Consider the following 11,526-nt stretch of genomic DNA (forward strand, 5'->3'; position numbering starts at 1 on the left):
GCGTTTGTGTGGCATCTATTCTCTTTTCAAACGCGGCAAAAACACATAAACAGTCGCCCATGTACCAATTTCGGCTGACGTTCATTTCCCGAATTATTGGCCCGGCCTTTTGCGCGCAGTAAGCAGCCAAAAGGTCCGGGATTTCGGCGCTTTCCTTGAGCGCCCTCCGCTTTAGCCCTCTTGCACTCAAGACGGCGCGACCTTTCAGATTTTTGAATGCGTGTGCGCCGCATAACGGTATGATCATGAACGACACCGCACAGACCATCGACTATTCCAAAACGCTGTACCTGCCGCAAACGGATTTTCCGATGCGCGCCGGTTTGCCGCAAAAAGAGCCTGAAACGGTTGCCCGCTGGCAGCAGATGGGTCTTTACAAACGCCTGCGCGCTTCTGCCGCCGGTCGCGAAAAATTCGTGCTGCATGATGGTCCTCCCTATGCCAACGGCAACATCCATATCGGCCATGCGCTGAACAAGATCCTGAAAGACGTCATCACCCGCTCGTTTCAGATGCGCGGCTTCGACGCAAATTACGTGCCCGGTTGGGATTGCCACGGCCTTCCTATCGAGTGGAAGATCGAGGAGGCCTACCGCGCCAAGGGCAAGAACAAGGACGAAGTTCCAATCAACGAATTTCGCCAGGAGTGCCGTGAGTTCGCTGCCGGATGGATCGAGAAGCAGTCGGCGGAGTTCAAGCGCCTTGGCATCGAGGGCGATTTCGACCAGCCCTACACGACCATGAACTTCCACGCGGAAGCCCGCATCGCTGGCGAGCTGCTGAAGATCGCCAAGAGCGGCCAGATGTATCGCGGATCGAAGCCGGTCATGTGGTCGGTTGTCGAGCGCACGGCTTTGGCCGAGGCCGAGGTCGAGTATGCGGATGTCGAGAGCGACATGATCTGGGTGAAGTTCCCCGTTCAGCCGCACGACTCTAAGTTTATGTGGCAAGACAAAGCAACGAACAGGCCTGGAGCTGTTCCGGAATCCTTCAAGGAGTTGGCCCATGCATCCGTCGTCATCTGGACCACGACACCTTGGACCATCCCTGGCAACCGTGCGATCTCCTTCTCCTCGCGCTTCCCTTACGGCTTGTTCGAAGTGGAAACGGCTGAAAACGACTTCGGTCCACAGCCCGGCGAAAAGCTGATCTTCGCGACAAAGCTGGCCGACGAAGCCGCGAAGAAAGCGAAGCTGACATTCAAGTTGGTTCGTCCCGTCACGGCTGAAGAGCTCGGCGCGATCACCTGCGCCCATCCGCTGGTCGACCTCGGTTACGATTTCGCCGTCCCACTCCTCGATGGCGATCACGTCACAGACGATGCCGGTACCGGCTTCGTGCACACTGCTCCAAGCCACGGTCGCGAAGACTTTGATGCGTGGACCTCCAAGGTTCGTGAGATCGAAGCACGCGGCATCTCGTCCAAGATACCGTTCCCGGTTGCCGATGATGGCTTCTACACCGAGGATGCCCCCGGTTTCGGCCCATCCGCCGAAGGTGGTGCAGCGCGTGTCATGGACGATAATGGCAAGAAGGGTGATGCTAACGAGCGCGTTATCAAGGCGCTGATCGCGGCGAACAACCTGTTTGCCCGTGGTCGCTTGAAGCACAGCTATCCGCACAGCTGGCGCTCCAAGAAGCCGGTCATCTTCCGCAACACGCCGCAATGGTTTGTCTATATGGACAAGGAACTGGGCGACGGCACCACGCTGCGCTCGCGGTCGCTCTCTGCCATTGACGATACCCGTTTCGTGCCAGCCGCTGGCCAGAACCGTCTGCGCGCCATGATCGAGAACCGTCCGGACTGGGTGCTCTCGCGTCAACGCGCCTGGGGCGTGCCCATCGCCGTGTTTGCCGATGAGCATGGCGAAGTGCTGATCGATGAGGCCGTCAACGCCCGTATTCTGGAGGCTTTCGAAGTGGAAGGCGCCGATGCCTGGTTTGCCGAAGGTGCGCGTGAGCGGTTCCTCGGCGAACGTGCCGGTGAGCCTTGGTTGCAGGTGAGGGATATCCTCGACGTCTGGTTTGACAGTGGCTGCACGCACACCTTCACGCTGGAAGACCGCCCGGACCTGAAATGGCCTGCGGACGTCTATCTGGAAGGCTCCGATCAGCATCGCGGCTGGTTCCACTCGTCGCTGCTGGAAAGCTGCGCGACGCGTGGCCGTGCGCCGTACAATGCCGTCGTCACCCATGGTTTCACCATGGACGAGCAGGGCCGAAAACAGTCCAAGTCTCTCGGCAATGTGGTGGCACCGCAGGATGTGATGAAGGAGTCCGGTGCGGATATCCTGCGTCTGTGGGTCATGACCACGGATTACTGGGAAGACCAGCGTCTGGGCAAGGCCATCATCCAGACCAATATCGATGCCTACCGCAAGCTGCGCAACACGGTGCGCTGGATGCTGGGCACGCTGGCGCATGACAAGGGCGAAGACATTGCCTATGCCGACCTGCCCGAACTGGAACAGCTAATGCTGCACCGCTTGGCGGAGCTGGATCAGGTGGTGCGCGAGGGCTATGACGCCTTCGACTTCAAGAAGATCACCCGCGCCCTGATCGACTTTGCCAATGTCGAGCTTTCGGCCTTCTATTTCGATATCCGCAAGGATGCGCTCTATTGCGATGCCCCGTCTTCGCTAAGGCGCCGCGCATCGCTGTCGGTCATCGCAAAGCTGTTCGATTGCCTCGTCACATGGCTCGCACCCATGCTGCCGTTCACGACGGAAGAAGCATGGCTTTCGCGTTACCCTGATGCCGAGTCCGTGCATCTCGTCCAGTTCCCGGAGGTTCCTGCGGAATGGAAGAACGCTGCACTAGACGCAAAGTGGGACAAGATTCGCAAGGTCCGCACGGTTGTCACCGGCGCTCTGGAAGTCGAGCGCCGAGAAAAGCGCATCGGTTCGTCTCTGGAAGCGGCTCCCGTCGTGCATATTGCCGATGGCGAGTTGCTGGCCGCACTCGAAGGTCAGGACTTCGCGGAAATCTGCATCACCTCGGCCATTTCAGTGGTCTCGGGCGATGGTACGGCAGATGCGTTCCGTCTGGGTGAAGTGCAGAAGGTGTCGGTCGAGCAGAAGCTGGCGGAAGGGCGCAAATGTGCCCGTTCCTGGCGTATCACCACCGATGTCGGCTCCGATCCGGCTTTCCCGGATGTCTCGGCGCGCGATGCTGCGGCACTCCACGAATTGGGTATCGCTGTTTAAGAAAAGTACCGGGTGAATTGCACTTTGGGCGTTCATCCGGTAAACCTGCCTGAAATTGGCCGGATTTTAGCATCAATGCAAGCTACCGGTCGCGGGACGGTGACAGCATCAGCGCGAAAATCGACATCGATTTTCGGAATGCATGATGCGTTGAATTAATATAAAGAGCGCTCTGTGAGCGCCCGTATGGGCGCATGGCGCTTTGGGGCGGAAGGGTTTCCATGAGCATGACGCAGAGATTTCGCATCTACGGCACGATTTTTGGTGCGGTTTCCGTTAGCCTTGCGCTCAGTGCCTGCACGAGCCCGACTTACGGCACGGGTAAAACCTCTGCCGAACAGCTGGTGGATGATCTGGGCAATGCAACGTCCATCACCGGCGACCAGAGCAAACGGAGCCTGAAATACAATCCGCGTCCCGGCCTCGTCGTTCCCGCCCAGGCGCGCGCTGGCCAGCTGGCCCAGCCACAACAGAGCCTCGCCAACCGCGAGACGAACCCACAATGGCCTGAGACACCGGAAGAAGCCCGCGAGCGCCTGCGCAAGGAAGCGGATGAAAACCGCGATAACCCGAATTACCGCTCGCCATTGCTCGCCGGTAACGGCACCAACGGCCAGATGACCGAAAGCCAGAAGTGGGAAGCCTTCCGCAAGGCCAAGGCCGATGCGCAGGGCGGCACGGTCGTCAACAACAACCAGCGCAAGTTCCTCACCGATCCGCCGGTAGAATATCGCAATTTGCCCCAGGATCAGCTGGCCGATCTCGGCGAGCCGGAAGCCAAAAAAGAAAAAGAGCGCAAGAAGAACGCCGCCATGGCGGGAACCGGCAAGAGCTGGTGGAACCCGTTCCAGTAAGGCTATGCTTTCATAGACATGTTTCGAACGCGGTGCTTGAGAGTGCCGCGTTTTTCGTTTTGGATATCAGGACCAATTTTCACAGGCGACAACAGTATGACATTCGTAATTCGGGACGCCTTACCAGAAGACGCCGACACCATTCTCCGCTTCATTCGCGAATTGGCGATCTATGAGAAGGCGGAACACGAGTTGCGGGCTACGGTTGATAACATCAGATCGTCCCTGTTTGGTGCAGATTCGGTCACGTCGGCGCTGATCTGTGAAAAGGACGGTCGGGCCATAGGCTTCGCCGTCTGGTTCCTCAGCTACTCTACGTGGCTTGCCAAAAACGGGCTTTATCTCGAAGACCTTTACGTCACACCGGAAGGGCGTGGTTCAGGTGCCGGCAAAGCGCTGTTACGACGGTTGGCCACAATTGCAGTTGAAAAAGGCTGCGGCCGTTTCGAGTGGAGCGTGCTGGACTGGAACGAACCGGCCATCCGTGTCTACAAGGCCATTGGCGCGGAGGCCATGGATGATTGGACGCGTTTTCGTCTGTCCGGAGATGCACTTGAGACCTTCGCAGCTGGCTGAGGAGCGGTCATGGCTCGGCCCGTCGCTGCTGGAAGAAGGTCTGCAATATATCCCGCGCCTGTGTTTCGCTGAACCCGGAATAGACCTCCGGCGCGTGATGGCAGGTTGGTTGGTTGAAAAACCGCACACCACTTTCCACGGCGCCGCCTTTGGTATCCTGTGCGCCGTAATATAATCTGCGGATGCGGGCAAAGGATATGGCGGCTGCACACATGGTGCAGGGCTCAAGCGTGACATAAAGGTCTGCTCCGGTAAGCCGTTCCTGCCCCAGTTCTTCACACGCCATGCGAATGACGGCGATTTCGGCATGGGCGGTCACGTCGTTGAGTTCGCGTGTCCGGTTGCCTGAACGCGCAATCACGCGGCCGTGCAGCACCAGCACTGCACCTATCGGTACCTCGTTTCTGGAGGCCGCAGCCTGCGCTTCTTCCAGCGCAAGGTCCATGAAATGCGTCGTTTCCGCCATCGTTCTTGCAATTTCCTCTTAACCAGTGCCGCGCGACCTGATAGGACACGGCAAACAACAGGCAAACAACAAATGACATTCAAAGACAAGCCGAAGCGCGCTGGCGGCAAAACATTCGACCGCGACAGGAAGCCGACATCGTCGGCAAAGCCTGATGCGGCGCGCGAAAAGAAGCCATTTGTCGCAAAGACCGAGACCGTGGCGACGGAAACGGCGGCGACGAAACCCGAGCGCATCTCCAAGATCATGGCGCGTGCCGGCGTGGCTTCGCGCCGCGATGTAGAGCGCATGATCATGGAAGGCCGCGTTTCGCTGAATGGCGTCAAGCTTGAAAGCCCTGCGGTCAACGCCACCCTCGATGACAAGATCGAGGTCGATGGCGAACCGATCCGTGGCGCCGAACGCACGCGGCTTTGGCTCTATCACAAGCCATCCGGCCTTGTGACGACCAATTCCGATCCCGAAGGGCGCCCGACCGTCTTCGACAATCTGCCCAAGGAACTTCCACGCGTTCTGTCCATCGGACGTCTGGATATCAACACCGAAGGCCTGCTGCTGCTGACCAATGATGGCGGCCTGTCCCGCGTTCTGGAATTGCCGACCACCGGCTGGCTGCGTCGTTACCGCGTTCGTGCCTATGGTGAGGTCGATCAGGCCGCACTCGATAAGCTGAAGGATGGCATTGCCGTCGATGGTGTTCTCTATGGTGCCATCGAAGCGACGCTCGACCGCACGCAGGGCCACAATGTCTGGATCACCATGGGCATTCGCGAGGGCAAGAACCGCGAGATCAAGAACGTGCTGGGCGCAATCGGTCTCGAAGTTAACCGCCTGATCCGCATTTCCTATGGTCCGTTCCAGCTGGGTGACCTGCCGGAAAGCCAGGTGGTGGAAGTGCGCGGGCGCATGCTGCGTGATCAGCTTGGGCCACGCCTCATCGAAGCCGCCGGAGCCAATTTCGATGCGCCGATTTATGATGCCATTACCGAAGAAGATGACGTCCCCGTCCAGCGTCCCGTAAGGTCCGAATGGACCAAGCGCGGTGATGCGGAGCAAAACCCGCGCGGCGGCAATTTCGCTGAAAAGCGCGACAACCCGCGCGACCGCGCACAGGGCAAGCCGGACGCGAAACGTCCCGGCAAGCCTTTCGCCAAGGACCGCGAAGACGATCGCGCCGACGATCGCCCCAAGCGTCCACCGATGGGCAGCAACCGCACCGCCAATGTTTGGATGGCGCCGGGTGCCAAGCCAACGCGTGACGGCAAGGAACGGAAATCTGTACGTGCGGAAGCCGAAAGCGTCTTCAAGCCTTCCGCCGAGGCCGATGCTCGACGCGCTATCGTCAGACACAGAGATGGTGACGGCGAGTGGATCCGCGCTGACAAGCCTGCGCAGGATGAAAGCCGTGGTCGCGGCAGAGGTGAGCGGGGCGAAAAGTCGTTTGGTGACCGCCCATCCCGTGGCGGTGAGCGCGGCGAGAAATCCTTCGGAGATCGCAAACCCCGTGACGCAGGCGATCGTGGTGATCGCCCCCGTGGCGACAGGCCCTTCAGCGCTCGTCCGGATCGTGGCGATCGCCCGGCCCGCAGTGGTGAACGTAGCGAGCGCCCTTATGGCGACCGCAAGCCGCGCGATGGCGCTGAACGCGGTGACCGTCCACGCGGCGAACGTTCCTTCGGGGATCGTCCAGCCCGTACGGAACGACCATTTGGTGACCGTCCCGCCCGTAGTGAGCGTCCCTTCAGCGACCGCAAGCCGCGCGAAGAGGGAGATCGCCCCCGGGGTGAACGCCCGTTCGGCGATAAGCCGCGTGGCGCAAAACCTTTTGGTGACAAGCCGCGCGAAGGCAGGCCTTCTGGCGGCAAGCCCGGTGGTTTCGGTGGCAAGCCGGCTTTCGGCAAGCCTCGCGGCGAACGTTCCGATGGTGGTTTTTCGGGCAAAGGTGCCGGAAGCGGCAAAGGCCCGGATCGCAAAGGACCTGGAAATGGTCCTGGCGGCAAAGGGCCGGGTGGAAAACCTTCTGGAGGCAAGGGAATGACGCGTAATGCGGATCGTAGGCGGTGAGTTTCGCGGCAGGTCGCTTGCCGCTCCGAAATCGAATACAATCAGGCCCACGATCGACCGTACGCGAGAAAGCCTTTTCAATATCCTGAGCCACGCCTACCCGGAAAGTCTTGAGGGTACGCGTATTCTCGATGTCTTCGCGGGTACTGGCGCAGTCGGGCTTGAGGCTCTGTCGCGCGGTTGCCGCGTGGCTTTGTTCGTTGAGAACGGTGTTGAGGGCAGGGGCCTGTTGTGGGAAAACATCGATGCTCTGGGCCTGCATGGTCGCGCGCGTATTTTGCGCCGCGATGCCACCAAGCTAGGCAGCGTCAATAATATCGAACCCTTCGATGTCCTGTTTGCCGACCCGCCCTATGGCTACGGTCATGGAGAGAAATCCATGCTGGCCGCACATCTGGGCGGCTGGCTGGTACCGGGTGCGCTTGCCATTCTCGAAGAGCGCGCCGATGTGCTTGTAACCGTCGATCCCGCTTTCAAGCTGCTGGAAAGCCGGACCTTCGGTGATTCTGTCATGCATTTTTATCGCTACGAGCCTGAAGCGGCTGTTTGACGACAATGACGCGCGGCCTTGAGCGCGCGTCACTCTCCTGTCGTCTTTGTGTCATAGAGCGGGACAGCACATGACATGAAGGAGAGGCCGCACCCGTGGCTGCAAAGAAAAAGAAACTCTCTGGCAAAAAGCGGAAACGCGAAGAGGCGGCAAGAGAGAACGCAGTACCAGAAGTTCGCGATCCGACATTTGCACTGGCCCTGGGTGGCGGTGGCGCTCGCGGCATCTGCCACATCAATATCGTCGAAGCCCTGGATGAGCTTGGTATTCGCCCAACAGCCATAGCAGGCTCGTCCATCGGTTCCATCATCGGTGCCGGTATGGCAGCAGGGATGAGCGGCCGCGATATCAGAGAATATACTCTGGAGTTGATGGGCAAAAAGGGCAGCGTCGCCAACAGGCTCTGGAGCCTTGGTCCTGCATCGATGCGCCACGCCGTCTCCGGCTTTCGTCTGGGGCAGTTCAATCTCGAGCTCGTTCTCGATGCTCTTCTGCCGTCCGCCATGCCAAAGACCTTCGAAGGGCTGAAAATCCCGTTGAAAGTGACAGCGACAGATTATTATGCGCAGTCGGAGGTCATCGTCGAAAGCGGCGATCTGCGTCAGGCGCTGGCAGCCTCCTCCGCCATTCCTGCTCTGTTCATGCCGATCCGCATGAATGATCGCATCATGATCGATGGCGGTATCTTCAATCCTGTCCCCTACGATCATCTGCTGGATAAGGCGGATATCGTGATCGCGGTGGACGTTGTCGGCGGTCCCGAGGGCGACGGCACGACGATGCCCAGCCGCTTCGAGAGCCTGTTCGGCGCCAGCCAGTTGATGATGCAATCGGTGATCTCGCTGAAGCTTCGCATGCATCCGCCGCATATTTTTCTGCGTCCACCGGTCAATCGTTTCAAGGTCCTGGACTTCCGCAAGGCGCATGAGGTCTTGGCGGAGTCTGAGGTGTCGAAGGACGATCTGAAGCGGCAGATTGAGCTTCAGGTGGAGCTTTATCATCGCGGCCACGGCGTGGATGTCTAGGCATTTTGCTCAAATACCGGTGAAATGCCGCTTTGGCCTTGATGCGGCAGGTGCGCCGCAATAAATGAAGGTCAACGAAAGGCCCACCTCATGTCCTCAGATATCGATTCCTCAAAGCTACTCGAACGCGCCAGCGAATTGGTCGATATGGCCCGGCGTGCTGGAGCCGATGAGGCGGATGCCGTCATCGTGCGGTCCCGCTCGCAATCTGTCGGCGTGCGGCTTGGCAAGGTTGAAAGCACGGAATCCTCCGAGAGCGATGATTTCTCTCTCCGCGTTTTCGTCGGCAAGCGGGTCGCTAGCGTTTCGGCCAACCCCGGCTTCGACCTGAAGACATTGGCCGAACGTGCGGTTGCCATGGCCAAGGTTTCCCCAGAAGACCCTTATGCTTGCCTCGCGGATAGCAATCGGCTCGCAAATTCCTACGACGACCTGCAATTGTTCGATCCCACCGAAGTCTCCGCTGACGAACTGCGCGAAGCAGCGCTGGCGGCAGAAGAGGCGGCGTTGGCTGTTCAAGGCGTCAGCAATTCCTCGGGCGCCGGTGCCTCCAGCGGCATGGGTGGTCTTGTGCTGGTGACGTCCCATGGCTTTTCCGGCAGTTACATGGGCAGCCGCTTCGGCCGCTCCGTCAGCGTCATTGCCGGTGAAGGCACCAAGATGGAGCGTGACTACGAATATGACAGCCGTCTCTATTTTGCCGATCTCGACAAGCCCGAAGACATCGGTCGTCGTGCCGGGGAAAAAGCCGTCAAGCGCATCAACCCTCGCCAGGTCGATACCGGAAGCAATATCACGGTCGTGTTCGATCCGCGCATCGCTCGTGGCTTTGTCGGCGGCATTGCCGGTGCCATCAACGGCGCGTCCGTTGCGCGCAAGACCAGCTTCCTGCGCGACAAGATGGGCCAGCAGGTGCTGAAGAAGGGGCTGTCGATTACGGACGATCCACAGATCATGCGCGGCCCGTCATCACGCCCCTTCGATGGCGAGGGCATTCGTGGCGAAAAGCTTGTGATGATCGAGGACGGCGTTCTGAAGCATTGGTTTCTGTCGACATCGACCGCCCGAGAAATCGGACTTGAAACCAATGGCCGTGGTGTGCGTGGCGGAACATCCGTGTCTCCGGCCTCCACCAATCTGGCGCTGGAACCGGGCGATATCTCGCCACAGGATCTGATCGCCCAGGTCGGCACCGGCTTTTACGTCACGGAGCTGATTGGCCATGGCGCAAATCTGCTGACAGGTGAGTATAGCTGCGGCGCAAGTGGTTTCTGGATCGAAAATGGCGAAAAAGCCTTTCCGGTTTCGGAAGTGACCATCGCCTCCAATCTCAAGGATATGTTCATGCGCGTTACACCTGCAAACGACATAGACCGCAAATATGGCGTGGCCGCCCCGACGATTGCGATAGAAGGCATGACCATAGCGGGACGCTGATGCCGTCAATCAACGGTTGCTTTGGTGCTCGCACCATGCGCATGTTCGGGGACTGAAAACCGGCCTCATTCGAGGCCCGCGAAATGAACGACGATATAATGAGCGATACAACAGGGGCAGACTGGCGCTCCGATCTCGACCTGATTGTGGATGCCGCCCGGCAAGCGGGCCGCGTTGCGCTGAAGTTTTTTCGTAAAGACCCGGAAGTCTGGTGGAAAAGTGGTCATTCGCCCGTCAGCGCTGCTGACTATGCCGCCAACGAGGTGCTGGCCACGATACTCCAAAAGGCGCGCCCGGATTACGGCTGGCTTTCGGAGGAAACCGACGACAACGAAAACCGGCTGTCCAAGGAAACCCTTTTCGTGGTTGATCCGATCGATGGCACACGCGCTTTCATCAATGGCAAGGACACATGGTGCGTCAGCGTGGCCGTCGTCCACCACGGACGCCCGGTGGCGGCCGTTCTCGTGGCACCCGCATTCGATGAGGAGTTCACGGCATCACTGGATGCGCCTTCCATCAAGAACGGCAAAGTTCTGTCGACCTCGTCATCCATTGTAGGGCAAATACAGTTGGCTGCGCCGGACGTTGTGATCGCGCGGCTGCCGCAGAATGTGAAGTCGTGCATTCATCGCATCCCGCATGTACCATCTCTGGCTTACCGGCTTGCCATGGTGTCGGACGGCCGTATAGACGGTACGTTGGTCATGGCCAATGCCCATGATTGGGATTTGGCTGCGGCCGACCTCATCCTCGAACAGGCTGGCGGAAAACTCGTTGATCTGGCGGGAAATCCCCTCATCTATAATCGAGCCAGTGTCCGTCACCCCGAACTGTGCGCCGCTGCAAATCATATCTTGCCGGAATTATTGGCGTCTCTGAACCTGTCGGCCAGAGGTTGATTTTCACGACGAAATCGCGCAGATGAGAACCTCTGCGGGCAATAGACTATTAGAAAGAAGAGAAGAAAAATGACTGTAGCGGGCAACCAGAAACAGCTTCTGCATCTCGTATTCGGCGGCGAACTTGAAAATCTTCAGGACGTACAGTTTCGCGATTTGAAGGCGCTGGACATCGTCGGCATCTATCCAGACTATGCAACGGCGCTGACCGCCTGGAAATCAAAGGCACAGCAGACTGTTGATAACGCCCATATGCGTTATTTTATAGTGCATATGCACCGCCTCCTTGACCCACAGAGCAAATAATCACTGCGTCTCGACTGTGTTTGTACTATATCGGACAGACGTTGATGTAAGCGAGTCTCTTTGGCAGAGATGGCGGGCTCCAGGGTGCATCGGAATTTTCGCTGACCCGTGTCTGCTCTGAAACAAAAAAGACGCATTTT

General features: G+C 58.8%; 10 protein-coding genes. 9 read left to right on the forward strand and 1 reads right to left on the reverse strand.

Annotated features, from left to right (window positions below; all coding sequences use genetic code 11):
• Nucleotides 1-245 precede the first annotated feature (245 nt).
• The 3 genes from ileS (at nt 246) to RMR21_RS02490 (ending at nt 4,636) form a co-directional block, all read left to right on the forward strand.
• Complete coding sequence (gene ileS / locus RMR21_RS02480; RefSeq protein WP_498669144.1) at nt 246-3,206, forward strand: isoleucine--tRNA ligase; 2,961 nt, start codon at nt 246-248, stop codon at nt 3,204-3,206.
• A 227-nt stretch (nt 3,207-3,433) separates the two neighbouring features.
• A complete protein-coding gene (locus RMR21_RS02485) occupies nt 3,434-4,060 on the forward strand; it encodes a hypothetical protein (RefSeq protein WP_498670217.1) in 627 nt (208 codons plus the stop codon).
• 96 nt (nt 4,061-4,156) lie between these two features.
• Entirely contained in the window at nt 4,157-4,636 is a 480-nt protein-coding gene (locus RMR21_RS02490; RefSeq protein ID WP_498669146.1) for a GNAT family N-acetyltransferase, read from the forward strand.
• Nucleotides 4,637-4,643: 7 nt separating this feature from the next.
• Here the strand turns inward: RMR21_RS02490 and RMR21_RS02495 are convergent, their stop codons facing one another.
• Complete coding sequence (locus RMR21_RS02495; RefSeq protein ID WP_498669147.1) at nt 4,644-5,102, reverse strand: nucleoside deaminase; 459 nt, start codon at nt 5,100-5,102, stop codon at nt 4,644-4,646.
• Nucleotides 5,103-5,174: 72 nt separating this feature from the next.
• Here RMR21_RS02495 and RMR21_RS02500 point away from each other — a divergent pair, with 72 nt between their 5' ends.
• The 6 genes from RMR21_RS02500 to RMR21_RS02525 all read left to right on the forward strand — a co-directional run bounded on the left by RMR21_RS02500 (nt 5,175) and on the right by RMR21_RS02525 (nt 11,386).
• Nucleotides 5,175-7,166: a pseudouridine synthase gene (locus tag RMR21_RS02500; RefSeq protein WP_498669148.1), complete on the forward strand. Its 1,992-nt coding sequence runs from the start codon at nt 5,175-5,177 to the stop codon at nt 7,164-7,166.
• On the forward strand, nt 7,147-7,716 hold the full coding sequence (rsmD, locus tag RMR21_RS02505) for a 16S rRNA (guanine(966)-N(2))-methyltransferase RsmD (protein ID WP_498669149.1): 570 nt from the start codon (nt 7,147-7,149) through the stop codon (nt 7,714-7,716). The genes RMR21_RS02500 and rsmD overlap by 20 nt, the downstream gene beginning before the upstream one ends.
• 194 nt (nt 7,717-7,910) lie before the next feature.
• Nucleotides 7,911-8,741: a patatin-like phospholipase family protein gene (locus RMR21_RS02510; RefSeq protein WP_498670218.1), complete on the forward strand. Its 831-nt coding sequence runs from the start codon at nt 7,911-7,913 to the stop codon at nt 8,739-8,741.
• Between the two features lie 90 nt (nt 8,742-8,831).
• Nucleotides 8,832-10,178, forward strand: coding sequence for a TldD/PmbA family protein (locus RMR21_RS02515; RefSeq protein ID WP_498669150.1), 1,347 nt, complete (start codon nt 8,832-8,834; stop codon nt 10,176-10,178).
• Between the two features lie 98 nt (nt 10,179-10,276).
• A complete protein-coding gene (locus RMR21_RS02520; protein WP_498669151.1) occupies nt 10,277-11,080 on the forward strand; it encodes a 3'(2'),5'-bisphosphate nucleotidase CysQ in 804 nt (267 codons plus the stop codon).
• Between the two features lie 69 nt (nt 11,081-11,149).
• Nucleotides 11,150-11,386, forward strand: a complete 237-nt coding sequence (locus RMR21_RS02525; RefSeq protein ID WP_045229720.1) for a DUF4170 domain-containing protein — start codon at nt 11,150-11,152, stop codon at nt 11,384-11,386.
• Nucleotides 11,387-11,526 lie beyond the last annotated feature (140 nt).

This window comes from Agrobacterium sp. rho-8.1 (assembly GCF_033957725.1).
In the GTDB taxonomy this organism is placed as follows: Bacteria; Pseudomonadota; Alphaproteobacteria; order Rhizobiales; family Rhizobiaceae; genus Agrobacterium.